Here is a 25,405-nt window from a genome sequence, read left to right on the forward strand (position 1 = left end):
TCAGCCGCAAAGGCTGAACATCCTCGAGGCCTGAAGACCCTCGGCCACACTGTCGCCGAGAGGGTTTCGTCATACGCAGGCCGCCTCGCGGCTGTTTGCGTGGGCCTCACAGTGGCCGGCGACGTCGGTCACTGTTCCGCGTTCGGTGCGCTGGTGCCGCTGTGGAGGGTGCATCGGTAAGGCGGATCCACAACGATTTCCCCGTGCTTGCGGATCCGCCCCCGGCGCGGACCAGGCAAGGCCCCGTCCGCGCCGGACCTCCTCAGGCCGCACGCCTGCGCTGCTCCCGCCGCCCGCGTCCTACGCTCCATTGGCCAGTCGCCCGCGCTAACGGTGTGACCGCCACGCACACGGGTTTGCGCACAAGACACCCAACGGCCGTCAGACGACCGGCATCGCGGTCAGCTTCCGGTCGCGCACCGTGAACACGCGGTTGCCCGCCCCCGCCATCGACCAGCCGCCCTTCGTGTCCCCTCCCTTGTCGTGGAACGTCCACAGCGGTTCCCCAGTGTCCTTACGGAAGGCCTTGACCCCCTCGGAGCCGTGGTCGGACGAGACCCAGACGGTGTTGCCCGAGACGACGGGCTTTCCGGAGACGGTGTAGTTCAGCTCACGCACCCAGATCTCGGAGCCGTCCTTGGCGCTGTGGCACCGCAGTTCGTTGTTGGCGAAGGCGTAGAGACGATCGCCGTCGACCGCTCCCATGGACAGGCCACTGTTGGTCGAGGCGGGCGTGGACCAGCCGCGGTCACCGTCGCTGAGCCGGAAGCTGCGCAGCGACTGGCCGCCGAGATACAGGGTGCCGCCGGAGATGTGCGGGGTCCACGCGCTGCCGGACTTCGCGGGCACCGTCCAGACCTTGCCGCCATCCGCCGCGTCCATGGCGACCGCTCCGTACTTTCCCGCCGTCAGCACCAGGCGGCCACCGCCCGCGGCGCCGTCGATGTCGTCGGCATCGAAGACGAACGGCATGCGCTTACGCCACAGCGGCTTCACGCCGCTCTTGGTGAGGCGGAGGGCCATGACGTTGCCGGGGTCCCCGGTTGCCCAATTACTCGAGAGATCGTTGTAGTAGTACACGTCCTCATCCAGCGCGATCGGGCTCACAATGCCCAGGTCGTAGTCCCACAGCTTGTCCCCGGTCCTGGGTGAGATTCCGTAGAGGACGTCTGTGCTATGGGCCAGGATGAGGTCGAGCGACGGGGAGTAGAACGCCTCCCCGACGCTCTTCGCCGTCCACTTCCGCTTCCCGGTGGTGACCGAGTAGGCCAGGAGGTCGGGCATCCTGGTGTCCAGGACGACCAGGTCCCGGATGGTGAGCATGTCGACGCGGTCGGTTTCCGGGGTCTCCTTCGGGCCCCACAGCGGGTCGGGCGCCTTCCCCTTCTCGTAGTCACCCTCGGCGAGCGGGTCCGCGTCCCAAGGGTGCTCACGCGGAACCGCCTCGTCGCGCAGCATCCACCAGGCACCGCCTCCGCCCGCCGCTGCGAGCACGGTTCCGGCCGCGGCCAGCCCGGTGATGAAGCGTCTGCGGGACGGGCGGCCCGTCGCCGTGGTGCTCGTGCGGGGGGCCAGGTCGGGGAAGGTCGCCAACTGGCGTACCCACTCCTCGGACTGGCCGATCTCCGTGGCCACCGGGCCCTGCTTCCACAGCTTGGCCGCACCACGCGGAGGAGCCATGGCCGCGGTGATGTGTGCGGGGAGGGGACGCAGCGCGGGGTCCTTCGCCAGGCATGGCTCGATGAGCTGCCGCAGCCCGGGCGGGACCGTGTCCAGCCGGGGCTGCCCGTGCACCACCTCGTACTGCACGGCGGCCACATGCCCGCCCTGGTACGCGGGTGTCCCGGTCGACGCGAAGACGAGCACCGCGCCCAGCGCGAAGACGTCACCGGGCGGACCCGTGCGCTGCCCGAGCACCTGCTCGGGCGCACCGTAGCCCGGGGTGACGGGTATCTGTCCCGTGGTGGTCAGGGTCAGCCCGTGCTCGGGCCGCGCGATGCCGAAGTCGATGACCCGCGGTCCGGTGGACGTCAGCACGATGTTGGACGGTTTGAGGTCGCGGTGCACCAGGCCCGTGGTGTGGATGTCGCCGAGCGTGCGGGCGAGCGCTGCCCCGAGCGCCCGTACGTACGGCTCCTGGAGCGCTCCGTAGCGCTGGACCGCCGTATCGAGCGTGGGCCCGGCCAGGAACTCGGTGGCGATGAACGGCCGTCCGCTCTCGGTCTGCACCGTCAGTACGCGCGCCACGCCCTTGCTCTTCACGGCCTGCGCGGCCTCCGCCTCCCGCAGGAAGCGCTGCGCCATCTGTGTGTCGTGGGCGAGTTCGGTCCGCAGCACCTTGACGGCGGCCGTATGGCCTGAGCTGTCGCGTCCGAGGTACACCTTCCCCATGCCCCCTTCCCCGAGGACGCCGATCAGGCGGTAGGGGCCGATGCGGAGCGGGTCACCGTAGCCGAGGGGGTTCATGAGGTGTGTTTCTCCTGCCGTCGCTGCCGAGCGCTGTCTGCCGTAGGTCCCGTCTGCTCACTCCGGAGATCATTCCAGCGGGATGGCGTAGGTGCCCTCGATGGTGGAGCCGACGATCCGTCCCGAGTCCTCGTCCAGGACGGGGTTGATGCCCGCGCCCTCAGGGCCGCTCAACGTGAAGGTCCAGTCGGAGCGGTGGGTGGTGCGGTTGACCGCGTCGAGGTGCGTGCGGCCTGCCTTCTCGACACATGTGACGTAGACGTACTTCTCGCCGACGAGCGGCACGCAGGCGAGGGAGGGGTGGCGGCCGTTTTCGGGCCGCCCCTTCTGCCGCCACAGCAGCCGGCCGTCCGAGGCGTCCAGCGCGATGAGGCCGTGCCCGCTCTCCGTCGCGTACACCACGCCGTCCCGCAGGGCCGGCGGGCCGTAGAACGCCCGCGGCACCCCGTTGATCTCGTCCTCCTGGTCGAGCCGGGAGTTGACGTAGGCCCAGGCCCTGCCCCCGTCGGAGAGGCGATGCGCGACCACCTGCCGGGCGCCGAAATAGACGTGTGTGCTGTCCGTGGGGAGGGGCTGAAGCGAGGCACCGCGATCGTCGTGCCTGCCCAACGGGACCCGCGCGCCGTCCCACAGCTCGTCGCCCGTGCGGGCGGCTCTGGTGAGCGTCACGAACGAGTCGAGTGCGTCGGCGCCGTCCCTGTCGTCGACGGTGGTCAGCAGCAGCCGGTTTCCCCTGCACGTCGTCAAACAGCCGGTGGTCTGGCGGTTCATCCCCCCGAACTGGTAGTTCTCGAGCGGTTCGCGCCACAGCTCCCGGCCCGCTCGCAGATCGAAGGCGACGACGTTCCAGCCGGCCGTCGCCTCCTTGAACGCGGCGTTCGTCTTACGTGTTCTCGCCGCCAGATAGAGCACGTTTCCGGCCGCCCGGAGCGGCTGGACGGTGGGGTCGACGTCGTCGAACTCCCCCTTGATCTCCCTGCCGTCGAAGTCGGGGAGGGTGCCGAGAGTGTTCTGTACGGCGCCCGAACCCGGGTCGAGCGTGCAGATCGTCAGCCCCTTGCCGCTGCCCCCGTCCCGGTCCATTTTCCGGCCTTCCCGCCTCGGCTCCCGGGACTCGGGGAGGATCGCGTAGATCCGCTGCCCGTCGATGCTGATCTGCTTCGTATGGATGTCCGGATTGCCCCAGCGTCGTTCGCCGCTCTTCGCGTCGAACGCCACGAGCCCCTTCGTGTTCATACTCAGGATCAGGCCGCCCACCGCGATCGGCGGCAGGTCGTAGTTGTCGTTGACGCTCAGGGTCGGGGCCTTCCACACGGGCCGCGGCGCGCCACCCGGCCCGCGCGACGGTGATGCGGCGGGGCCCTGCTCGCCGCCCGGGCCGATGGTGGACCAGGCCCAGGCACCCCCGGCCACGGCGGCGGCCACCCCGACGGCGGAACCGCCCACCATCGCCAGCATCCTGCGCCGTGAGGGCGGCTGCGGTCCGTACGGCGACCAGGACGATGCCTCGCCCGAGCCGGAACCCGAGCCCGCCCCGTCGTGGTACGCGAATCCACCCGGCGGCGGAGGCTCTCGCCGCGGGGTGATCTGCCATACCGCGCCGGCGCGCCACGCGATCCGGGCCAGCACCCCGTCCGGCAGGTGGTCCGCGAACTCTCCGCCGCCGTCGTGCAGTTGGGCGCGCAGCTCCGCCGTACCCGGCCGGTGCCGCGCCTCCTTCAGCAGGCACTGTTCCAGCACGGGCCGCAGCGCGTCCGGAACGCCGGTGAGGTCCGGCTCCCCGTACCGCACCCGGTAGAGCAGGTCCGCCGCGTGGCCGCCGCCGAACGGGCCGCGCCCGGTCGTCGCGAAGACCAGCACCCCCGCGAGTGCGAACACATCGCCGGCCGCGGTGTGCTCGCCGCCCGTCGCCTGCTCGGGGGACATATAAGCGGGAGTTCCGGCCGCGGTTCCCGTACGCGTCAGCCGGTCGTCGCCGATCGCGCGTGCGATGCCGAAGTCGATGACCTTCGGACCGAAGGCGGTGAGGAGGATGTTGGACGGCTTGAGGTCGCGGTGCACGACGTCGCAGCTGTGCAACTGCCCCAGCGCCTCGCACAGTGCGGCACCGATCGCCCGGACGGACACCTCGGGCAGCGGCCCGCCCTGCTCGACGGCCTCGTCCAGCGGCGGGCCGAGCAGATACTCGGTCGCCAGCCACGGCGTGGGCGCGAGCGGATCGGCGTCGATGACCTCGGCCCCGTGCCGGCCCCCGATGACACGCGCCGCGTCCGTCTCCAGACGGAAGCGGATACGGAACTCGGGGTCGGCGGCGATCCGCGCGTGCATGCTCTTGATCGCCACGGTACGGCCGCCCTCGTCCCGTCCGAGGTAAACAGTGCCCATACCCCCACCGCCGATTCTGGCGATCAGCCGGTACGGGCCGAGCACCTGCGGATCGTCGTAGGCGAGCGGGAATCCCAAGGGGGTGGGCGAAGAGATCATCGGGTCGTCAGTCCACGGGGAGGGGATCGGCGGAGGGGCGGTGGAGGTGCGGCGGTCACGGCCTCGGGGAGGCTCCCGGGTGAAGGGCGGGAGCGCCGGGTGCCAGGGGCACGCCGGACTCGCTGGTGACAGTGTCGGCACCGGCTGCTCGCACAGCCCCGGCCGCGCCCGGAGGGCCCTGAGCGCCCAGGGCCCGCCCGGACTGCCGGACGAGCGCCGCGATCACCCGGCCCGGCAACCAGCCGGGGCCGAACGCCCCGGCCCCGCCATCCATCACCGTGGCCGGTGCCCAGCCCGGCGCGGAAGAAGGCGGAAGGGCCGGGGCGGGAGGGACGAAGCCGGCGGCCAGCGCATCCCGTACGGCCGCGGCGCGCGGTCTGTGTGCCGGGTCGGGGGCCAGACATGCACTGACCGCCTCGCGCAGCCCCTCGGGCAGTCCTGACGCATCCGGTGCCAGGCGCCCGGTCGCCGCGTACGAGAGCACCGCGCCGAGCCCGAACACATCGCCGGGCGGACGCGGCCGTCCACCCGAAAGCTGCTCGGGCGGCAGCGCCTCCGGCGGCAGACCGGGCACGGCCACACGCTCCCCGCCCTCCGGAGCGAGGGACCGTACGCATCCGAACCCGGTGAGCCTCGGTCCGTCCGCGCCCAGCAGGACGGTGCCGGGCGCCACACCGGCGTGGGCGAATCCCTGCTCGTGCAGCGCGGCGAGGGCCTCGGCCAGCGCCAGGCCGAGCCCGCGCACCGTACGCTCACCGAGGCCTCCGCCCTGCGCGGCCAGCGCTCCGGGTAGCGGCAGCGCCGGCGAATAGGGCGAGACGCACCACGGCGGTTGGCCGCCGGTGCCCCAGGAGACCTCCACGATCTGCTCCAGGGTGGGGCTGTGACCGCTCAAGCGCCGGGCCTGCTCGGCCTCGGCCCCGAACCGCTGCCCGTGCTCACCCTCCCGGGCGAACTCCAGCCGGGGCGAGCTGAGGAGGACCGTATGGTCGCCACCTGGCGTGCGCGCGATGAAACGCCGCACCGGTACGGGAACTCCGCTGTCCGCCGCGTCGATCCGGCCGATGGGTCTGTAGACACCGAGCTGTCCCGGGTCGTCCTGCCGCAGCGGCTCCATTCGCTCCCCCATGGTGTAGCCGAGAGCGGAAAGCCTAATCCCCGGCCGTGCCCCCGGGCAGGGAGGGGGCCGCGGCCAGCTGCCGGCCGACCGCCCCCTGGACCGGTCGGCGGACCACACCGAGCCGATCACCACGGCGCAGCCCGCCAGTTGGATTACGGTGGGGCCGCCGAGGCGGTGGAGACGCATACCGGTCGCGATGTGGGGATACACCACGTAGACGAGACCGCGGCGATGCCCAGAAGCGCCCCTCGTACCGGTGCTGGTGAAAAGGAAACGGCGGGGGATCAGGGTGCCACTGAAAAACCGGGGCCGTCAGGGGAGACGCGATGACCTGCACATTGATCAGCACCGTGGAGACGGCCGCGCCGACGTCCAGGATGCTCACGCTCCACATGACGTAGTCGGCACCGAGGAAGACAGCCGCGAGGGCGTACCCCCGCAACGGGCCGGGCAGGGAGCGATGCCGGCGTGTTTGCCGCACCAGCATCGGGACCAGTGGTACGAGCGCGGGCGTCGAGGTCGTCCAGACCGGCGTCCGGATGCCGTGCATGAACGCGATCATGGAGCGTTGGGTGCGGTCATGCAGAACCGAGCTTTCGACCGCACCCTCATCTGGAACCAGACCCATCTCCTCCACGCGTTGCGCGAATACGAGACCGTTCTACAACGAGCACAGAACTCACCGCACTCTCGCACGTGCCGCGCCACTCCACCCCCTACCCGAACCGATCACCGCCCCGGACCAGCTCACCCATCTCGATGTCCATCCCGCGATCGCCTCGGCGGCCTCCTGCACGCCGTTGCGTCCACAGGGCGTGCTGGTCGAGCTGCGCCGGAGGGCCGCTGACGACCAGATGTCGGGCGCCGGGCGCCCCTGTCCACCGGTCAGGGGCGCCCGTAGCGTCAACGCACCGCCGGCTCCGCCCGGGCGCCTCCGCGCATGAGCAGATAGTGCAGCGCGGCACCGAGAGCCGCGCCGAAGATCCACGCGTACCCGGTCAGGCCCTTCAACTCGGGCGCCCATACGGTGGCGACGGAGAAGATCGCGGCGAGCCCGAACGCGGCCAGTGCCCGGAGGTTCCACCCCTTGCTGTAGTAGTAGTCGGTACCGGGTTCGGCCGAGAACAGGTGCTCTACGTTGAGCTGCTGCTTCCGGATCAGGAAGTAGTCGATCACCAGGATCCCGTAGTACGGGGCGAGCAGGGCGCTCAGGGTATCCACGAACTTCGCGATTCCCAGGTGGCTGATGACCGGGACCCATAGCGCACCGACGACGAACGCGGCCGTCGCCGTGATGATCCCGCCGCCGCGGGCGGTGATGATGTCGGGGTTCGTGTTGGACAGGTCGTAGGCGGGCGGGATGAAGTTCGCGACCAGGTTGATCCCGACCGTGGCGGCGAAGAAGGTCAGCGCCGCGACGACCGTCAGCCAGGTGTTGTCGACCCGCTCCACGATGTCGGTGGGGTCGGTCAGCGGCTTCCCGTACAGGACTGCCGTGCCCGCGGTGATGACCAGTGCCAGAAACGAGAAGAACGCGAGACTGACCGGCAGCCCCCAGAGGTTCCCCCGCTTCATCTGCCGCTCGGTCCTGACGAACCGGGAGAAGTCACCGTAGTTAATGATCACTGCGGCGAAGTAGGCCACCATCGTGCCGACCACGCTCACGAACGCCGAGACCGGTGCGCCGCCATCATCACCGTCCCCGGCGAAGACGTTGCCGACCTCAGGCAGCAGCCGGTTCCCCGCATGGACCCAGATCACCGCCACCAGCGCCACCATGACCAGGTACACCGCGGGACCGGCCCAGTTGAGGTAGCGGGTTATCCAGTCGATCCCCCGGAGGAAGAGTCCCAGCTGGAACACCACCACGATGAAATAGGAGATCCAGGCGACAGAGCTCAGGCCGAGGAAGCCCCCGTCCTCCGGATCCGAGTACCCGGTGAGCGCGGTGATCAGCAGCGTGATCGCTGTGGAGGCGAAGTAGGTCTGCACGCCGTACCAGAAGATGGCGACGACGGCCCGCATCAGTGTGGGGAACTGTGCACCGCGCACGCCCATGCTCACCCGGGCCATGACCGGGTAAGGGATGCCGTACTTGACGCTGGCCTTCCCCGTCAGGTTCACCAGCAGCATCACGATCACCCCGGCGAGGATGACGCCCGCGAACGTCCACCAGCCGTTCAGGCCGGAGGTCGTGAACAGCGTGGCGGCCAGGGTGTAGCCGAAGAGACTGTGGAGGTCGCTCGACCAGACATTGAAAATCTCGAATGCGCCCCACTTACGTTTCTCGTACGGCAATGGGGCAAGGTCGTCGTTGTACAGCGTGGGGTCGGGATGGGTGACAGCGAAAGGATCACCATCCGTTGCGGACGGTGCGTGACCGGCAGGGCGAACAACGTTGTGGAACGAGGCTGGCACATCGGTCGAGGACTCGTCGTAACTCACGAACTCTCCCGGAAGGAGGCAGGGTTGCCTGGGAAGATAATGATGTACGGGCTGCGAATTCAGAGATCGGATTCGACCACCACGCACGAACGAAGGTCAATACTCCCGGCGCTCCTGGTAGGGGATCGTAACCGAAGAGGACTCCCCGACGCTTCACAGTTTTCGTCGACAAAACGGAAATCGACGGCCAACGCCGCGATACTGTTCGACTATGACGCGGTAGCGGTGCCGACGAGGTGGCTGCCGCAACTGACCGTGCGGGCTAGTGCCGCGTCAGTCAAGGTTTGCCCGGTAGCGAGGCGTCCTGGTGCGGTCAGATGCAAGGCGCCGGATCGGCCTCGTAGTGGGCCTACTCGGTCGGCGAGCGGGGTGAACCCTGGCTGACGCGGCACTAGCAAGCTCCGGACCACTTGGAGGCAGTCGCGACCCGAGCGCAGCGGAATCCCCAGGGATGTACAGGTAGGTAAATGGCTATAACTGGCAAAAGCAGCCCCAGGCCAGGTCCGGGCACGGACTCTTTTCAGTCCGCGCCCTCCGGATCTGCACCATCACGCGACGGCAGCGGTCCGCCGTGGCAAGCTTCCGCATATGGGGGATGTGCATCTGACTTTTGACGACGACTACACCGTGTGCCTTCACCTAGCGCCCACTGCCGGAGGACTTCGGCAGAGTCTGGGTGTTTTCTCGGGCAAAGGTGGGACGAGTTTCACGGTTACGGCTTGGTCCGCGATTGAGGTTTGGGCGTGCTGGCCTGGCGGGTCGGCCAGTGGTTGATCAGCAGGCGGCCTGCCGGGCGAGCACGAGCTCGATGCTCGGCTTGCGGCGGGTCGGTCGGCGAGCCGAACGGTCCGAAACCAACGAAGCGATCGCCTGGTGGCTGGCGGCGTAGTCCTCGCGTGGGCCGGTGTAGCGATGGAGCGGGCACCACTGCCGTTCCATTCGGCGTTGGCGTGCTCGACACAGATCCGCTCCGAGGACTGCCGTCGGCGCATCTCCCGCCAGACGTACTGCTCGCCGAGCGGCGCGTCGCCCTTCGGCTTCTTCGGAGGAGTGCTCATCTGGTCAGGGAACTCGGGGATGACGTTCGGGTCGTCGTCGGGTGCTCTCAGTGCGTCGGGATGACCGCTGCGCCGTTGCCGGTGAAGACGGCGTCGGAAGCGGCGGTGGTGTGGGCCTGCGCGCGGAGGAACGCGCGCGCAGGTTTGCTGGGATCTCGCAGCGGTGCGATAGACGTCGACGGGAGTGGAGCCAGGATTGCTCCTGGCTCCACTCCGTGGTGCGGGCGTGTCACTGGAACTGTGCGAAGAACCTCCAGATCTCTGCTTTGGTCCAGGTGGCGGCGCCGTTGTCGCCGCCGGAGCCGTCGACCGGACCCGGTGCGTGGCCTCCGTCGAACGCGGCCCACTGGACCGGGTATCCGGCACGGCAGCCCGAGTAGGTGGTGGTGATGTGCGTTCGGCTGCCCGGCGCGGGCTCGCGCGGGCTCTGGGCGGCGCAGCCGTTGTTGCGGACGAACCTGTCGCGCAGGGACCGTCCTTGCGCGATGTTGAGGACGGAGTCGCTGACCCCGTGGATTCCGAAGTAGGCGATGGGCTGGGTGCCGCCACTGCAGCCGCTGATCTCAGCACCGGATATGACCGCGACGGCCCTGAAGACGTTCGCCCGGCTGCATGCGAGTGCGTAGCTCATACCGCCGCCCCAGCTGAATCCCGTGGCGAAGCGCTGTGCCGGGTTGACACAGAGGCCGCCCTCGATCCGCCGGATCATGTCGTCGACGAAGGTGACGTCCTCACCGCCCGAGTTGGCCCAGCCGTTGCCGAGGCCCTGGGGGGCGACCAGGATGGCGCTGTTGTTCGACTGCTCCTGTTGGCCGTAGTAGGACCAGGCGCTCCCGCTCGTGCCGCCCGAGGCGACCTCGCCGGCGGTTCCGCCCCGCCAGTGGAACGCGAAGATCAGCCGGTAGCGGTGGCTGTTGTCGTAGTTGGCGGGAACCCTGAGGATGAAGCTGCGGCTCTTGCCGCCGCTCTGGATCGTGTACGTACCGCTCGCCAGAGTCGGTGCGCTGCCGCATCCGCCGCCGCCACCGCCACCGCCATCGGACGACAGCTTGATCATCTGCCACTGCTGGTTGGCGCCGCCCCAGTCGGTGTACTGGACGACGTTGCCGCCGTCGGCGGTTGAGGCGCCCTGCACCTCCACCGCCTTGCCGCTGTTGCGGTTGATCAGGCGGACGTGGCCCGCGTCGGAGTCGGCCAGGCGGAACTGCTGGTTGGCCCCGCCGTGGTCGGCCCACTGCTGGATCGCGGCACCGTCCGCGGTCGAGGCGCCGGCCACGTCGAGAACCTTGTCCGCATGCCGGGCCTTGAGGCGGTAGAAGCCGTCGCCGGAGTCCACGAACTGCCACTGCTGGTTGGCTCCGTCGTTGCGCGTCCACTGGCTGACCCGCGCGCCGTCGGCGGTGGACGCGCCAGAGACGTCCAGCGCCTTGCCGCTGTTGCGATTGACCAGGACATACCACGCATGGGTGTCCACCGTCGCCGCCTCGGCGGGCGCCGGATTCACCGCGGCGAGCATGCCGATCGCGAGCGTCGCCGCTACCACGGCGGCGACCCGGGACCACCAGCGATGTCTTCGTAGAGGGGCGTGGGAAGCCGCACCGTAGGTCTTCATCGATTCACCCTTTCGCTTGTGGCAGGTCCCATCAGGTGCGGGTCCAGCGTTGGTTGCTGCCATTCGAGCAGGAGTAGAGCTGGATCAGGGTGCCGTTGGCGGTGCCGCCTGCGACGGCGTCGAGGCAGAGGCCGGACTGGACACCGACGATGGATCCGTCCGAGTTGAGGCGCCATTTCTGGTTGTCGCCGCCCCAGCAGCTGTAGATCTGGACTTTGGTGCCGTTGCCGGTGCCGGCGGCGTCCAGGCACTTGTTGCCGTAGGCCCTGAGCTCGCCGGCGGTGGTGTACGTCCACTGCTGGTTGGTGCCGTTGTGGCAGTCCCACAGGTGGAGCCGGGTGCCGTCGGTGGTACTGCTGTCGGGCACGTCCAGACACCGGCCCGAGCCGACGCCCTTGATCGGTCCGGAATCCGAAGGGGGCGTAGGGGATCCGCCGTTGAGTGCGTTGAGGACGGCGGTGTACGCGGGCTTCTTGCTGCCGTTGCCGTTGAACAGCAGCGGCGTGTGCTCCGGTCGCCAGGAGTCGGTGTCGCGCACACCCCAGACGGTGATGCCGAGGCAGCGCGGGACGGCCAGGCAGTCGTTGGTCACGTTGGCGTAGGTCGTGGCCGAGGCGCCCTGGATGTCGAGTTCGGTGATGGCCACGTCGACGCCGAGGGCGGCGAAGTTCTGCAGGGTGGTGCGGAAGTTGCTGTTGTAGGGGCTGCCGCTGTTGAAGTGCGACTGGAAGCCGACGCAGTCGATCGGCACGCCGCGCTGCTTGAAGTCTCGGACCATGGCGTACATGGCCTGGGTTTTGGCCCAGGTCCAGTTCTCGACGTTGTAGTCGTTGTAGCAGAGCTTGGCGGCCGGGTCGGCGGCGCGCGCGGTGCGGAAGGCGACCTCGATCCAGTCGTTGCCGGTGCGTTGCAGGTTGGAGTCGCGCCGGGCTCCTGAACTGCCGTCGGCGAAGGCCTCGTTCACGACGTCCCACTGGGCGATCTTGCCCTTGTAGTGGGCCATCACGCCCTTGATGTGGTCGATCATCGCCTGGCGCAGCGTGCTGCCGCTGAGGCTCTGCATCCAGCCGGGCTGCTGGGAGTGCCAGGCCAGGGTGTGGCCGCGCACCTGCTTGCCGTTCTGCACCGCCCAGTTGTAAACGCGGTCACCGGCGGTGAAGTTGAACTGACCTCGCTGCGGTTCGGTGGCGTCGATCTTCATCTCGTTCTCGGCCGTCACCGAGTTGAACTCACGGCCCGCGATCGTCGTGTACGCCGAGTCGCCCAGCCTGCCCGAGGCGATGGCGGTGCCGAAGTAGCGGCCGCTCTGCGCCGCCGCGGCGCCGAGCGTGTTCTCCGCGGCGTGTGCGGTCGGCGGCGCGACCAGTGCGGCGACCGCACCGAGGACGCCGACGACCAGCGCTAACAGCAGGCCGCGGATCTTCCGGCGGATAGCGGGTCTGGGAAGGGCGTACGAGCCCATGACTATGCCTCCAAGGTAGAAATCACGGAAGGACTGAAGCGCGGGGGAATGCGTCGTCCGCTCCCACGCGGCGGGCGGCGGCGGTGTTTCGACACAGGCATGGGGCTACTCCATCGCGGCTCAGCCGGGGGACCGCCACGCGGCGTCGCGTACCTCTCCAACTGCGCGAAGAGCCAGGGGCGCTGGTGCGAACCTCACCGGAACGAAACGAGGTGGCGCAGGTGCTCTGGTGCGCGGATCTGTCGTTCAGCTGTGCGTGGATCTGCCGTGCAGCACAGATTGCTCAGGACCCATGTGGTTCGATATCTCGAACTATGGCGGGTTCTCAGGCAGGGAGATTGAGGGATTGACGATGGATCGTCAATACTCACCGCAGAAGAAGTTTCCGTTCCTCGCCCGAAACTTTCCGGAATCCGGTGAGCCGGACGGCGAACCCCCGGCGCCGCCGTCGGCGGATGCCGTAGGGCTGGGGCCGGAGCGGGGGACGGGACGAGTGTGCGGACGCCGCTTGCTCGACTTCCCTCCTCCGCGTGGACGCCTTGGAGTGGCGAGCCGCATCGCAGACTCCGAAGCGCTGCCGGTCGGCGCGACAGCTTGCCAAGCCCAAAGGGGAGGCGCTGTTTGTGGACAGATCGGCGACAGGCCTTGACCAGAGGGCCCCACATTCCTAGCTTGTGGCGTCAAAGCTTCCGGAAATTCTTCGAAACGTTCCGAGATTGATCTGCTCCCCGGCACGTCCGGTCCGCGGTTCATCGGGGTCACCTCACCCCCGCCCCCAAAGGAGGCCCTCTGATGTGGTTTCGCCCCCCGTCCCTGGTCCGTCCAAGACGCTTACTCGCCGTCCTTGCGCCCTTGCTGCTCGTGGCCACCTTCCTCGGTGCCCAGCCCGCCGGCGCGGCGACCGTAGACCCCAACGCCTCGTATGTGCTGGTCAACCGCAACAGCGGCAAGGCCCTGGATGTCTACAACATGGCGACCGACGACGGCGCCCGCATCACCCAGTGGACCAGGAACGATCAGAAGCACCAGCAGTGGCAGTTCGTCGACTCCGGGGACGGCTACTACCGCATCAAGTCCCGCCACTCGGGCAAGGTGCTGGACGTCTACAACTGGTCCACCGCGAACGGCGGCCCGATCGTCCAGTGGGCCGACCTGAACGGCACCAACCAGCAGTGGCGGCTGGCCGACAGCTCGGATGGCTACGTGCGGTTCATCTCGCGCCACAGCAACAAGGCCCTCGAAGTACAGGGCGCCTCCACCGCCGACAACGCGAACACCGTCCAGTACGACGACTGGGGCGGCACCAACCAGCAGTGGCAGCTCGTCAAGGTCGGCGGCGACACCTCCGGCCCGTGCGATCTTCCGTCGACATACCGCTGGACATCAACGGGCGCGCTGGCGCAGCCCAAGCCGGGGTGGGTCTCACTCAAGGACTTCACCGTCGTCCCCTACAACGGCAGGCAACTCGTCTACGCGACGACGCACGACACGGGGACGCGTTGGGGTTCGATGAACTTCGGCCTGTTCACCAATTGGTCGGAGATGGCATCGGCCAGCCAGAACACGATGTCAGCTTCCACCGTCGCGCCCACGCTCTTCTACTTCGCGCCGAAGAACATCTGGGTGCTCGCCTACCAGTGGGGCGGGACCGCCTTCTCCTACCGGACGTCGAGCGACCCCACCAACCCGAATGGCTGGTCATCCCAGCAGGTGCTCTTCTCCGGAAGCATCCCCGGCTCCGGAACAGGACCCATCGACCAGACGCTCATCGGTGACGGGACGAACATGTACCTGTTCTTCGCCGGTGACAACGGCAAGATCTACCGGGCCAGTATGCCGATCGGGAACTTCCCGGGCAGCTTCGGCACGACCTCGACAGTGATCATGAGCGATACGACGAACAACCTGTTCGAAGCCCCGCAGGTCTACAAGCTACAGGGCCAGAACCGCTACCTCATGATCGTCGAGGCGATCGGCTCGCAGGGCCACCGCTACTTCCGCTCGTTCACGGCCACCAGTCTGAACGGCTCATGGACACCCCAGGCCGCGTCCGAGAGCAATCCCTTCGCCGGCAAGGCCAACAGTGGCGCCACTTGGACCAACGACATCAGCCATGGCGAACTGATCCGTACCGGCCCCGACCAGACCATGACCGTCGACCCCTGCCATCTGCAGTTGCTCTACCAAGGGCGCAGCCCCAACTCCGGCGGCGACTACGGCCTCCTGCCCTACCGTCCGGGTCTGCTGACGCTGCGGCGCTGACGGCGTGACACGAGTCCGGCTCCGGTATGGAGCCGGCGTGGCGGGCTCGGCGGAAGGCCGAGCCCGCCCGGGTCACGCGGCAAGGGGTCGGCACCGTGCAGGCCGACCCCGCAACGCCGCACTGCGCCGGGCGGCCCTCCCCTCCTCACCCCGGCTCCCACCAGGGCCTGATCGGCCTCAAGGAACGCACCGAACTCCTGAACGGCACCTTGGAGTCCGGCCCCACCGTCCAGGGCGGATATGACGTTCGCCTGCGGATCCCGAGGCACACGGACTGACCGCTCAGGCTGTTTCCACAGCCCTGGTCAGGCTGCTCTGCAGCGTCCCGGCTCTTCGGCACATGCCGGATCGGGGCCGCCCACCGGCACCGATGCAGCCGCGTCGATCACTGCCGTCACACGGTCGGACAGCACCGGGACTCCCCGTGCCTGGAAGAACCCGCGCCTGCGATGCGGTAGACGGTGGCGACCGAGGGGTGCCGACCCATGTTCTTGCCCGAGGTGATCACCAGCTTCCGGGTCATGTGTGGTACGGCCACGCCGATGGCCCGCAGGCTGCGGACGTAGTCGGCCATGTCGTCGTCGGCCTTGGGGCGCCCGTCGTGGCGGACGCGCTCGCGAGCGAAGGCCTGGCCTTCCACAGACCTCTCCCGGATGCACTCGCGCTCGGGCTCGGCCATGCCGGCGACACCCTGCCCATCCCAGTCTTGAGCGAGACTCTGGACACCAGCGTCACCGCAGCATTCCAATGGACCCGCCGGGCTGCTCGCAGCTGGAACACCCGCCTTATGGCGAGAGCTGCGGGTGACTCGGGTCTGTCCAGCGAACGGCGTCTCTGGAGATGTCCGGGTTCATGCGGAGAACGGAGGGACCATGGCCGAGAGTCCGGGGCGCTCAGTAACGAGCAAGGTCGTCGCGCTTTTCGACGCCTTCGGCCCTGACTCCCCTGAGCTCACCCTCAACGAGCTCAGCGCCCGCACCGGGCTGCCCCTGTCGACGGCGCACCGGCTGGCCACCGAGCTCGTCGCGTGGGGCGGACTGGAGCGCTGTGACGGTGCCGGCTACCGGGTCGGGCTACGCATGTGGGAGCTCGGATCGCTCGCCCCTCGCGGCGAGTCGCTGCGCGACGTCGCCCTCTCGGTCATGCAGGACCTGTTCGAGGGGACCAAGGAGAACGTTCATCTCGCCGTCTGTCAGGACAGTCAGGCGCTCTACATAGAGAAGATCTCCGGGGCCGGTGCGCTGCTGGTGAAGTCGCGCCGCGGCGGGCGCCTGCCGCTGCACGCCACCGGGGTCGGCAAGGTGCTGCTGGCTCATGCGCCCAAAGAGGTGCAGGCCAATGTGCTGGCGGGGCCACTGGCGCGCTTCACCCGACACACCATCGTCGAACCCGGCCGGCTCGTCCGGGTCCTCGACGACGTACGCGGGACGGACGTCGCCTTCGCCTACGAGGAGCTCACACTCGGGTCACTGTCGGTCGCCGCGCCCATTCGAGACGCCTCGGGAGCGGTTGTCGCGGCACTCGATGTCGTCCTGCACACCACTGGTGGACGCCCGGAACGGCTGGCGCCCGCCGTGCGCACCGCCGCCATCTCCATTTCCCGCTCGCTACGTGACCAGCAGATTCGCTCCCATCCCTGACTTTTCCGCCCTGCACTCCCACTCAATGGGAACGCAGGCTTTCGCCGCACCTGCCGCAGCCACGACTGTGACCTCTGCCACCGAAACGGGAAGGTCACCCATGACTGGCAGTACACCGGACACCGAGGGCGCGGTCCCCACCACGGAGCAGCAGCACGAGATCGACCATTACCTGCAGACGTACCGCGAGATGGCGGGCTTCGTGCCACCGCGCATCCAGGCCCGTTTCGACAGCCTGGGCCGGACGAACCCAGAGCTGCTGCTCGCGCAGGAGAAGGTCCGCAACCTCGTCACCTACACCGATGTGCTGGATCAGAAGACCGTCCAGCTGATCCTTTTCGCGGTGCTGGCGGTGCAGCTGCGGGACGCGGCGAAGATCCACGGACATGCGGCCCGGCGGGCCGGGGCGAGCTGGGAAGAGCTGCAGGCTGCGATCAACCTCGCCTACCTCTTCGGTGGGGTCTCGATCGCCAATCACGCGCCGTCCATCCTGGAGGGTGTCGCCGAGCTGGAAGCCAAGGCCATCGCTGAGGAAGGCACGGTGCGATGAGCAGCCGCCCGGAGCCGATCTACGACATCGCCCAGCTCGGCCACGCCGAGCTGCGCACGCCCCGGCTCGAGGAGTCCGTCGCGTTCTTCACCGAGGTCTACGGACTGACCCTCGTCGGCGAGGACCCCGGTCGGGCGCACCTGCGTGCCTGGAACGACGACGTCCTGACCTCACTCACTCTGACGGGCGCCCCCGAGGCCGGCCTGGGCCACGTGGCGTGGCGGGCGACCAGCCCGCAGGCCCTTGAGCGACGCGTCGCAGCGCTGGAGAAGCACGGCGTCGAGGGCACCTGGCATGACGGCGACTTCGGCCACGGCAAGGCCTACCGCTACACCGGCGTCGGCGGGCACCTCCAGGAGGTGTACTTCGAGACCGAGAAGTACGTGCCGCCGCCCGGCGAGGCGCCGGCTCTTCCGAACCAGCCGCAGCGCTTCGCCCCCAAGGGCGCCGCTGCTGCGCGCATCGACCACATCAACCTGCTGGTGCCGGACGTCGCCGAGGCGAGCGACTTCCAGCAGGAGGTCCTCGGGTTCAAGCTGCGTGAGCGGCTCGTCCCCGCCGGGGGCGACGAGGTCGGCGCTTGGCTGTCGGTCATGACGAAGGCCCACGACCTTGCGCTCACGAAAGAACCCGCCCCCACCACCGGACGGCTGCACCACCTGGCCTACGCCGTGCCCGAGACCTCGGATGTGATCCGCGCCGCCGATGTCTTCCTCGAGAACGACGTGTTCATCGAGTTCGGTCCCGCCAAGCACTCGCGCACGCAAGGTTTCTTCCTCTACGTGTATGAGCCCGGCGGCAACCGGGTCGAAGTGTTCACCGGCGGGATCCACATCTTCGCGCCGGACTTCGAGACCGTCACGTGGGACACCGAGTCGAAGGGCCGCGGCACCGCATGGGGCCTGGGTGTGCCGGAGTCGTTCCACACCCACGCGACCCCGCCGTTCGGAGGTGCGCCCGCGTGACCGGGCTGACCGCGAGCTACGTGACGCTGCACGGGGCCGGGTTCACCGATCCCGCGCGCACTCCTTTCGCCGCACGGGCCGCCGCCGCCGCGAGGGCGGGATTCACCGGGATCGGTGTGCAGTTCGCCGACCTCGCGGCGCACGGCGGGGTCGGTGCCGTGCGCACCGTGGCCGCCGATGCCGGGCTCGCCGTCACCGAGGCCGAGTTCCTCGGTGGGTGGGCGCTCGCCGAGTCGGTTGCGGCGCCGTCGGACGCCGAGGTCACGCTCGCTGAGGCTGCGCGCGTCTGGGGGCCGCTCCGGGTCACCTCCGGCGAGTTCGCCGCCGGACCGGCCGATCCCGGACGCGCGGCTGCCCGGCTCGCCGAGCTGGCTGCCCGGTTGGCCCCCCTGGGCGTCACCCTGGCGGTGGAGGCATTCGCCTGGGGCGCCCTGTGCGACTATCCCGCGGCACTCGACGTGGTCCGGCGCAGCGGGGCGCCGAACGCGGGGGTGATGATCGACGTCTGGCACTGGTTCGCCACCGGTGCCGACGCCGCCGTGCTCCACGACATCGACGCCCGGGAAGTCGCCGGCGTCCAGCTCAACGACGGTCCCCGGGTCCGCCCGGACGACCCGGACATGTTGCACAAGGCCCGTTCGACCCGGTTACTGCCGGGCAGGGGTGAGCTCCCCGTCCGCGCGCTGGTCGCGGAGCTCCGCACCCTCGGCTACACCGGCCCCTGGTCGGTCGAGGTCAACGATCCCTGGTTCCGCGCCCTGCCGGTCGACGAGGCCGCCCGGCAGGCCTTCGATTCCGCCACCGCCGTTCTCAACGGCTGATCCGCGGACCTCCGGTCGCCCCGGCGTGAATCTGTCACACATTCCAGCTCGAACCTGACACAAGGAAGTGTCTCGTGTCCCATACGACGACAACGGGCCAAACACCCCGGAAGGCCGCGCTCGCGTCTTTCCTGGGCAGCATGGTCGAGTACTACGACTTCTTCATTTACGGATCGGCGTCGGCGCTGGTCTTCAGCCATGTGTTCTTCCCCGACGCCGGCGCGGCCACCGGCACGCTGGCCGCGCTGGCGACCTTCGCGGTCGCCTACATCGCCCGGCCCATCGGCTCGTTCTTCCTCGGCCACTTCGGCGACCGGATCGGCCGCAAACGCGTCCTGATCTTCACGCTGGCCACCATGGGCGGTTCGACCTTCCTGATCGGCTGCCTGCCCAGCTACTCCGTCATCGGCGTCTGGGCACCGATCCTGCTGGTGCTGTGCCGCGTGGCGCAGGGGTTCTCCGCCGCGGGCGAGCAGAGCGGCGCGAGCTCGATGACCCTCGAACATTCTCCCGAGGGCAGGCGCGGCTACTTCACCAGCTTCACTCTCTCCGGGACCCAGGCCGGGCTGGTCGTGGCGACACTGGCCTTCATCCCGGTCGCGGCCCTGCCGACCGAGGCCCTCTATTCCTGGGGCTGGCGGGTGCCGTTCTGGGCCAGCGCGATCGTGGTGATCGTCGCGATGATCGTGCGTCGCACGCTGGAGGAGCCGCCCGCCTTCGAGGAGATGAAGGAGAGCCAGGAGGTCGTCAAGTTCCCGCTGATGGTCTTCATTCGCCACTACTGGGGCTCGTTCCTCCGGATCGTCGTCTGCCACCTCTACGCCACGATCTCCACCACCGTGACCGTGTTCGGCCTGGGCTACGCGGTGGAGCAGTGGAACATCTCGCGCTCCTCGATGCTGTGGACGATCGTGATCTCCAACATCGGCCAGGTCGTCACGATCCCGTTGTGGGCCAAGCTGTCGGACAAGATCGGCCGCCGCCCGGTGTTCGCCGTGGGCGCCCTGGGCTGCGCCGCGTCGGTGTTCGTCTACTTCTGGGCCATCACGACCTCGAACTGGTCACTCGTCGTGCTCGCCTCGGTCCTGCTGGGCTCGGTGTGCTACGCCGCGCCGAACGGCGTCTGGCCGTCGCTGTACGCGGAGATGTTCGATGCCCGGGTCCGCTACACCGGTTTGGCGGTCTCGACCCAGTTCGCCAACGTGCCCCAGGGCTTCCTGCCCCCCATCGCCGCGCTCATGATCGGCACGGGTGCGTTCGGCTGGGTTCCGCTCGCGATCCTGCTCGCCGTGCTCTGCGTGCTCGCCGCCGCGGCGGCCTTCGCAGGCCGCGAGACCGCCCACGTGCCGTTGAAACAGCTGGGACGCACCTCGCGGACGACCGCAGCGGCCCCCGCAGCCCGCGTGACCACCACCTTGTGAGGAGCCTCCATGCGGCACGGCCGCCTGCTGATCCTGAACGGCCCGAACCTGAACATGCTCGGGACCCGTGAGCCCGCCCTCTACGGTGCCGACACCCTCGCCGACGTCGAGCGGATCACCGCACAACGCGCCGAGGCGCTCGGATACGAAGCCGACTTCCTGCAAAGCAATTGGGAGGGCGCGCTTGTCGACCGGCTCCACGAGGCGCGCGGGGCCACGGACGGCGTCGTGATCAACCCGGGCGCGTTCACCCACACGTCCGTGGCGTTGCGTGACGCGCTGCTCGCCTCCGAACTGCTCATCGCCGAGGTGCACATCACCAACGTGCACAAGCGCGAGGCGTTCCGGCACCACTCCTACGTCTCCGACATCGCCGAGGCAGTCTTCGTCGGAGCCGGGATCCAGGGCTACGTCTACGGGGTCGAGGCACTGGACCGTGCCCTCGTACGGAAGGACGCCCTATGAGCGCGCTGCGGACCGGCATCATCGGAACCGGGATCGCCGTCAACCACGCCGCCGCGCTTCAGGCGATCCCCGGTGTCGGCCTGGTGGGCGTCGACGACATCGAGCCCGACCGTGCAATCGAGCCCGTGCTCGTCTCGGCCGACCCCGAGGGGGCATCGTGACGACTCTGCTGGCGGGTCTGATCGGAAGCGGGATCGGGTTCTCGCTGTCCCCTGCGATGCACGAGCGGGAGGCAACAGTGCTCGGCCTTGAGCTGCGCTACGACCTGTGGGACCTCCACGCCCTGGGGGCCTCTCCGGGTGATGTCGGCGGCCTGCTGCTGCGCGCCAGGGATGCCGGCTACCGGGGCCTCAACATCACCCATCCCTGCAAACAGCTGGTCCTCGCGCACCTGGACACCCTGTCCCCTGATGCGGCAGCGATCGGCGCGGTGAACACCGTGGTCATCGGTGAGGACGGCTTCGCGGGCCACAACACCGACTGGACCGGCTTCCGGCGCGGCCTCGTCGACGGGCTCGCGGGCGCCCCGCTGGACCGTGTCGTCCTCGTCGGCGCGGGCGGGGCGGGCGCCGCGGCAGCCTACGCGCTGCTCGACCTGGGTACTGAGCGACTCGACGTCGTCGACGCCGACCCGGACCGGGCGGCGCGCCTCGCCGCCGACCTCGACCCGGACCGGGTCCGCGGTGGCAGACTCGCCGAGCTCCCGGCGCTGCTCGGACACGCGCACGGGGTCGTGCACGCAACCCCGGTCGGGATGGCTGGTCACCCCGGCCAGGCAGTGCCCGGCAGCTGCCTGCGGCCCGACCTCTGGGTCGCCGAGATCGTGTTCCGGCCGCTCCACACCGCTCTGCTCGCGGCCGCCGCCGAGGCGGGCGCGGTCTTCCTCGACGGCGGCCGGATGAACGCCCACCAGGCCGCCGATGCCTTCCGGCTGTTCACCGGCTTGGAGCCGGATCCCTCGCGGATGTACGCCCACCTGCGCGAACTCGTCGCCCCTGAAGTCTCCCGTGCTCCGCTGAGCGGGGCGCTCTCTCCCCACCCGACCGAGAGGATGTGACGGTCCCACCATGGGACAGCAGAAGATCCCGGCGGCCATCGTCGGCCCCGGGAACATAGGTACCGACCTGCTGGCGAAGCTCGCCCACAGCCCGGTGATCGACGTCCGGTATGTCGTGGGCATCGTCGAGTCCGACGGCCTGGCCCGCGCCCGCGCCCGCGGCATCGAGGCCAGCGCGGAGGGGGTGGACTGGCTGCTCCGGCAGGACCCGCTCCCGCAGATCGTGTTCGAGGCAACCTCGGCCAAGGCCCACGCCGCCAGCGCCCCGCGCTACGCGGAAGCGGGCATCCAGGCTGTCGACCTCACCCCGGCGCACCTGGGCCCCATGGTCTCGCCGGCCGTCAACGGCGCCGACCACATCGCGTCGCCCAACGTCTCGATGATCACCTGCGGCGGCCAGGCCACGATCCCGATCGTGCACGCCGTCTCCCGGATCACACCGGTGTCCTATGCGGAGATCGTCGCATCCATCGCCTCCCGCTCGGCGGGGGCGGGCACCCGCGCCAACATCGACGAGTTCACGCACACCACCGGGCAGGCCGTGGCCGAGGTCGGTGGCGCGACCCGCGGCAAGGCGATCATCATCCTCAACCCGGTCGAGCCGCCGATGATCATGCGGGACACCGTGTTCTGCATGATCGGTGACGACGCCGACCGAGCAGCGATCACCGCCTCGATCCACGAGATGGTCGCCGCGGTACAGGAATACGTGCCCGGCTACACGCTGCGCGCCGAGCCCCAGTTCGACGAGCCGACCGAGGCCTGGGGTGGGCACGCCCGGGTCGCGGTGTTCCTCGAGGTGAAGGGCAATGGCGACTACCTGCCGCCCTTCGCCGGGAACCTCGACATCATGACCGCCGCGGCTGCCCGGATCGGCGAGCTGATGGCCCGTGCCAAGCTGGAGGCCTCCGCATGACCCGCCCCGTGCTGCGCGACGACGTCCGCATCATCGACACCACTTTGCGCGACGGCAGCCACGCCGTGGCGCACCGCTTCACCGAAACCCAAGTCCGCGACACGGTCCGCGCGCTGGACGCCGCCGGGGTGGAGTGGATCGAGGTCAGCCACGGCGACAGCGTCGGCGGCTCCTCATTCAACTACGGCTTCTCCGGCACCGACGAGATGAGCCTGATCAACGCCGCCCACGAGGAGGCCCGCCGGGCGAAGATCGCCGTCCTGCTGGTCCCCGGCATCGGCACGGTCGACGACCTCAAACGTGCCCACGACGCCGGCGCCGAGATGGTCCGCGTGGCCACCCACTGCACCGAGGCCGACGTCTCCCCGCAGCATTTCGCCGTAGCCCGGGAGCTGGGCATGGAGACCGCCGGATTCCTGATGATGGCCCACAAGACCGACCCGGAGAATCTGGCGAAGCAGGCCCGGATCATGGTCGACGCCGGCTGCCAGGCACCGTACGTCACCGACTCCGCCGGCGCTCTGCTCATGGACGACGCGCGCGCTCGCTTCGAGGCCCTGGTCGCCGAGGTCGGTGACGAGGCCTGGGTCGGTTACCACGGTCACCAGAACATGAGTTTGGGCGTCGCGAACTCCGTGATCGCGCACGAGGCCGGCGTCCGCTACATCGACGGCTCACTGTGCGCGCTCGGTGCCGGCGCGGGGAACTCCCCCACCGAGGTGCTCGGGGCGGTGTTCGACCGGCTCGGCGTCGCGACCGGGCTCGACGCCGGGCTGCTGCTCGACGCTGCCGAAGAGGTCGTCCGGCCGTACCTGAGCCGGTGGCCGAAGATGGACCGCAACGCGATCGTGCAGGGCTGGGCAGGGGTCTACTCAAGCTTCCTGCTGCACGCCGAGCGCGCAGCCGAGCGGTACAAGGTCCCCGCGCACGCCATCTTGCGCCGCTGCGGCGAGCGCGGCTACGTCGGCGGCCAGGAGGACATGATCATCGACATCGCCATCGGGCTGGCCGAGGAGCAGACCACATGACGGATACGACGGCCAAGGCCCACGCTCTCTACGAGGCCCGGCGCACGCGTACCGCGATCCCGCCGTTCACCGACGCCGAACCCGGTCTCGGCATGGACGACGGCTACGCCGTCCAGCAGGAGCTCGTGCAACTCCTGCTCGCCGACGGCGATCGGGTCGTGGGGCACAAAGTCGGGCTCACCGCTGCCCCGATGCAGAAGGCGCTCGGCATCGACACTCCCGATTACGGACCGGTTCTGGCCTCCACCGCCTACCGCGACGGGGACGCGGTCCCGCTCGACGCGTTCGTGGCGCCCAAGGTCGAGGCCGAGATCGTCTTCGTTCTGGGCGACCGGCTCGAGGGCCCGGGTGTCACCGTCACCCAGGCCCGGGCCGCCATCGCGGGTGCCGTGGCCGGGATGGAGATCATCGACTCCAGGATCGCGGACTGGCGGATCAAACTCGCCGACACCGTCGCCGACCTGGCGTCGAACGGCGCCATGGCCACCTCGAGCCGCATCGTGCCTCTCGACGATGGTCCCAACGGCTGGGATCCCCGGCTGGTCGGGATGGTTCTGACCCGCAACGGCGAATTGGTCGACACCGGCGCCGGCGCCGCCGCGCTGGGAGACCCGGTCGCCGTCGTCGCGTGGCTGGCGAACACCCTGGGCGAGCACGGAGTTGCCCTGGAGCCTGGGCACCTGATTCTGACGGGCGCGCTGCACGCGGCCCTTCCCATGAACCCGGGCGACGTGTTCCGGGCCGAGTTCGACCGGCTGGGCCCGGTGACAGTGAGGATCGCATGAGCGTGAACGTAAGCGAGTTGGCCGCCCGGCTGAGCAAGGCCGTTGCGGATCGTACCGCCATCGCCAAGCTGACCGACGAGTTCCCCGAACTCGACATCCCCACCGGCTATCGGGTGCAGCGCGAGCTACGGTCCGCGACCGGACAGATCGCCGGCTGGAAGCTCGGCGTCACCTCACGTGCCAAGCAAGCCCAGGTCGGAGTGGACAGCCCGATCTACGGCTTCCTGCCGACCGCGGGGGCTGTGGACCTCGGCGAGCCACTGGACACCTCGGCGCTCATCCAGCCGCGCTGCGAGCCGGAGATCGTGTTCACTCTGGGTCGGGACCTCGAAGGCCCGCACGTCACCGCAGCCGATGTCGTCGCAGCGTCGTCGGGGGTCGCCGTCGGTATCGAGGTCCTCGACTCCCGATTCAAGGACTACGACTTCACCATGGCCGACGTTGTCGCGGACAACACCTCGGCGAGCCGGTTCGTCGTCGGGGTGCCGGTCACGACGTCCGGGATCGACCTGCGCCTGGTGGGTGTCCTCCTGGAGAAGAACGGTGAGGTGGTCGCGACCGCCTCCGGAGCGGCGTCGCTGGGCCACCCGGCAGCCGCGGTCGCCTGGCTCGTCCGGCAGCTCGCCGCCGAGGACGAAGGCCTGGCCGCCGGGCAGATCGTGCTCTCCGGCGGACTCACCGCTGCCGTCCCGGTCAGGCCCGGGGATGTCGTCACCGCGACCATCGATCGCCTCGGCTCAGTAGAGCTGGGCTGCCGGTGACCTGCCGCATGACCCGCACGGATGAAGTATTCGGAAAGCACGACGTCGGCAGGCGGCAGGTGGTCGTCCTCGCTGAGGCTGTATACA

Annotated in this window: 20 protein-coding genes and 2 pseudogenes; 15 read left to right on the top strand and 7 right to left on the bottom strand. The window is 69.2% G+C overall.

Annotated features, from left to right (window positions below; genetic code table 11):
* Nucleotides 1-381 precede the first annotated feature (381 nt).
* The 3 genes from LCH29_RS14845 to LCH29_RS14855 form a co-directional block, all read right to left on the bottom strand.
* Nucleotides 382-2,466: a protein kinase domain-containing protein gene (locus tag LCH29_RS14845; protein WP_446462193.1), complete on the bottom strand. Its 2,085-nt coding sequence runs from the start codon at nt 2,464-2,466 to the stop codon at nt 382-384.
* A 69-nt stretch (nt 2,467-2,535) separates the two neighbouring features.
* On the bottom strand, nt 2,536-4,950 hold the full coding sequence (locus LCH29_RS14850) for a protein kinase domain-containing protein (RefSeq protein ID WP_446462194.1): 2,415 nt from the start codon (nt 4,948-4,950) through the stop codon (nt 2,536-2,538).
* A gap of 55 nt (nt 4,951-5,005) precedes the next feature.
* On the bottom strand, nt 5,006-6,079 hold the full coding sequence (locus LCH29_RS14855; RefSeq protein ID WP_446462195.1) for a serine/threonine protein kinase: 1,074 nt from the start codon (nt 6,077-6,079) through the stop codon (nt 5,006-5,008).
* Between the two features lie 497 nt (nt 6,080-6,576).
* On the opposite strand from LCH29_RS14855, the pseudogene LCH29_RS14860 reads away from it, so the two are divergent.
* A pseudogene (locus tag LCH29_RS14860) lies at nt 6,577-6,917 on the top strand (integrase core domain-containing protein); the annotation flags it as partial.
* 56 nt (nt 6,918-6,973) lie between these two features.
* Here the strand turns inward: LCH29_RS14860 and LCH29_RS14865 are convergent.
* The 3 genes from LCH29_RS14865 to LCH29_RS14875 all read right to left on the bottom strand — a co-directional run bounded on the left by LCH29_RS14865 (nt 6,974) and on the right by LCH29_RS14875 (nt 12,647).
* Nucleotides 6,974-8,368, bottom strand: coding sequence for an NCS1 family nucleobase:cation symporter-1 (locus tag LCH29_RS14865; protein ID WP_446462196.1), 1,395 nt, complete (start codon nt 8,366-8,368; stop codon nt 6,974-6,976).
* A gap of 1,434 nt (nt 8,369-9,802) precedes the next feature.
* Entirely contained in the window at nt 9,803-11,116 is a 1,314-nt protein-coding gene (locus LCH29_RS14870) for an RICIN domain-containing protein (protein ID WP_446462228.1), read from the bottom strand.
* 100 nt (nt 11,117-11,216) lie between these two features.
* A complete protein-coding gene (locus LCH29_RS14875) occupies nt 11,217-12,647 on the bottom strand; it encodes an endo-1,4-beta-xylanase (RefSeq protein WP_446462197.1) in 1,431 nt (476 codons plus the stop codon).
* 792 nt (nt 12,648-13,439) lie between these two features.
* Between LCH29_RS14875 and LCH29_RS14880 the strand changes: the two genes are divergently transcribed.
* Entirely contained in the window at nt 13,440-14,909 is a 1,470-nt protein-coding gene (locus LCH29_RS14880; protein WP_446462198.1) for a non-reducing end alpha-L-arabinofuranosidase family hydrolase, read from the top strand.
* A 131-nt stretch (nt 14,910-15,040) separates the two neighbouring features.
* Nucleotides 15,041-15,187, top strand: a pseudogene (locus LCH29_RS14885) (two-component sensor histidine kinase); the annotation flags it as partial.
* Nucleotides 15,188-15,303: 116 nt separating this feature from the next.
* Here the strand turns inward: LCH29_RS14885 and LCH29_RS14890 are convergent.
* Nucleotides 15,304-15,588, bottom strand: coding sequence for a hypothetical protein (locus LCH29_RS14890; RefSeq protein WP_446462199.1), 285 nt, complete (start codon nt 15,586-15,588; stop codon nt 15,304-15,306).
* 193 nt (nt 15,589-15,781) lie between these two features.
* Here LCH29_RS14890 and LCH29_RS14895 point away from each other — a divergent pair, with 193 nt between their 5' ends.
* The 12 genes from LCH29_RS14895 (at nt 15,782) to LCH29_RS14950 (ending at nt 25,318) form a co-directional block, all read left to right on the top strand.
* Nucleotides 15,782-16,549: an IclR family transcriptional regulator gene (locus LCH29_RS14895; protein ID WP_446462200.1), complete on the top strand. Its 768-nt coding sequence runs from the start codon at nt 15,782-15,784 to the stop codon at nt 16,547-16,549.
* 100 nt (nt 16,550-16,649) lie between these two features.
* Complete coding sequence (locus tag LCH29_RS14900; RefSeq protein ID WP_191065391.1) at nt 16,650-17,099, top strand: carboxymuconolactone decarboxylase family protein; 450 nt, start codon at nt 16,650-16,652, stop codon at nt 17,097-17,099.
* Complete coding sequence (locus tag LCH29_RS14905; protein WP_446462201.1) at nt 17,096-18,064, top strand: VOC family protein; 969 nt, start codon at nt 17,096-17,098, stop codon at nt 18,062-18,064. Before LCH29_RS14900 ends, LCH29_RS14905 begins: the two co-directional genes overlap by 4 nt.
* Nucleotides 18,061-18,885 carry a sugar phosphate isomerase/epimerase family protein gene (locus LCH29_RS14910; RefSeq protein WP_446462202.1) on the top strand — a complete coding sequence of 275 codons (825 nt, stop codon included), beginning with the start codon at nt 18,061-18,063 and terminating at the stop codon, nt 18,883-18,885. The genes LCH29_RS14905 and LCH29_RS14910 overlap by 4 nt, the downstream gene beginning before the upstream one ends.
* Before the next feature lie 74 nt (nt 18,886-18,959).
* Nucleotides 18,960-20,306 (top strand): MFS transporter, encoded by a 1,347-nt coding sequence (locus LCH29_RS14915; protein ID WP_446462203.1) that lies wholly within the window; start codon nt 18,960-18,962, stop codon nt 20,304-20,306.
* 9 nt (nt 20,307-20,315) lie between these two features.
* Nucleotides 20,316-20,771 carry a type II 3-dehydroquinate dehydratase gene (gene aroQ / locus LCH29_RS14920; RefSeq protein WP_446462204.1) on the top strand — a complete coding sequence of 152 codons (456 nt, stop codon included), beginning with the start codon at nt 20,316-20,318 and terminating at the stop codon, nt 20,769-20,771.
* Nucleotides 20,768-20,932: a hypothetical protein gene (locus LCH29_RS14925; RefSeq protein WP_446462205.1), complete on the top strand. Its 165-nt coding sequence runs from the start codon at nt 20,768-20,770 to the stop codon at nt 20,930-20,932. The genes aroQ and LCH29_RS14925 overlap by 4 nt, the downstream gene beginning before the upstream one ends.
* Nucleotides 20,929-21,828, top strand: coding sequence for a shikimate dehydrogenase (locus LCH29_RS14930; protein WP_446462206.1), 900 nt, complete (start codon nt 20,929-20,931; stop codon nt 21,826-21,828). The genes LCH29_RS14925 and LCH29_RS14930 overlap by 4 nt, the downstream gene beginning before the upstream one ends.
* A gap of 10 nt (nt 21,829-21,838) precedes the next feature.
* Nucleotides 21,839-22,744, top strand: a complete 906-nt coding sequence (locus tag LCH29_RS14935; protein WP_446462207.1) for an acetaldehyde dehydrogenase (acetylating) — start codon at nt 21,839-21,841, stop codon at nt 22,742-22,744.
* Nucleotides 22,741-23,772 (top strand): 4-hydroxy-2-oxovalerate aldolase, encoded by a 1,032-nt coding sequence (gene dmpG, locus LCH29_RS14940; RefSeq protein ID WP_446462208.1) that lies wholly within the window; start codon nt 22,741-22,743, stop codon nt 23,770-23,772. Before LCH29_RS14935 ends, dmpG begins: the two co-directional genes overlap by 4 nt.
* On the top strand, nt 23,769-24,557 hold the full coding sequence (locus tag LCH29_RS14945) for a 2-keto-4-pentenoate hydratase (protein WP_009719465.1): 789 nt from the start codon (nt 23,769-23,771) through the stop codon (nt 24,555-24,557). The genes dmpG and LCH29_RS14945 overlap by 4 nt, the downstream gene beginning before the upstream one ends.
* Nucleotides 24,554-25,318, top strand: coding sequence for a 2-keto-4-pentenoate hydratase (locus LCH29_RS14950; protein WP_446462209.1), 765 nt, complete (start codon nt 24,554-24,556; stop codon nt 25,316-25,318). Before LCH29_RS14945 ends, LCH29_RS14950 begins: the two co-directional genes overlap by 4 nt.
* Nucleotides 25,319-25,405: the final 87 nt, after the last annotated feature.

The organism is Streptomyces sp. BRA346 (genome assembly GCF_052851135.1).

Coding starts and splice junctions, on each gene's coding strand:
- LCH29_RS14845 (WP_446462193.1), bottom strand. CDS start 2,466: ATGAACCCCCTCGGCTACGGTGACCCGCTCCGCATCGGCCCCTACCGC.
- LCH29_RS14850 (WP_446462194.1), bottom strand. CDS start 4,950: ATGATCTCTTCGCCCACCCCCTTGGGATTCCCGCTCGCCTACGACGAT.
- LCH29_RS14855 (WP_446462195.1), bottom strand. CDS start 6,079: ATGGGGGAGCGAATGGAGCCGCTGCGGCAGGACGACCCGGGACAGCTC.
- LCH29_RS14875 (WP_446462197.1), bottom strand. CDS start 12,647: ATGGGCTCGTACGCCCTTCCCAGACCCGCTATCCGCCGGAAGATCCGC.
- LCH29_RS14880 (WP_446462198.1), top strand. CDS start 13,440: ATGTGGTTTCGCCCCCCGTCCCTGGTCCGTCCAAGACGCTTACTCGCC.
- LCH29_RS14890 (WP_446462199.1), bottom strand. CDS start 15,588: ATGGCCGAGCCCGAGCGCGAGTGCATCCGGGAGAGGTCTGTGGAAGGC.
- LCH29_RS14895 (WP_446462200.1), top strand. CDS start 15,782: ATGGCCGAGAGTCCGGGGCGCTCAGTAACGAGCAAGGTCGTCGCGCTT.
- LCH29_RS14900 (WP_191065391.1), top strand. CDS start 16,650: ATGACTGGCAGTACACCGGACACCGAGGGCGCGGTCCCCACCACGGAG.
- LCH29_RS14905 (WP_446462201.1), top strand. CDS start 17,096: ATGAGCAGCCGCCCGGAGCCGATCTACGACATCGCCCAGCTCGGCCAC.
- aroQ (WP_446462204.1), top strand. CDS start 20,316: ATGCGGCACGGCCGCCTGCTGATCCTGAACGGCCCGAACCTGAACATG.
- LCH29_RS14925 (WP_446462205.1), top strand. CDS start 20,768: ATGAGCGCGCTGCGGACCGGCATCATCGGAACCGGGATCGCCGTCAAC.
- LCH29_RS14935 (WP_446462207.1), top strand. CDS start 21,839: ATGGGACAGCAGAAGATCCCGGCGGCCATCGTCGGCCCCGGGAACATA.
- dmpG (WP_446462208.1), top strand. CDS start 22,741: ATGACCCGCCCCGTGCTGCGCGACGACGTCCGCATCATCGACACCACT.
- LCH29_RS14945 (WP_009719465.1), top strand. CDS start 23,769: ATGACGGATACGACGGCCAAGGCCCACGCTCTCTACGAGGCCCGGCGC.
- LCH29_RS14950 (WP_446462209.1), top strand. CDS start 24,554: ATGAGCGTGAACGTAAGCGAGTTGGCCGCCCGGCTGAGCAAGGCCGTT.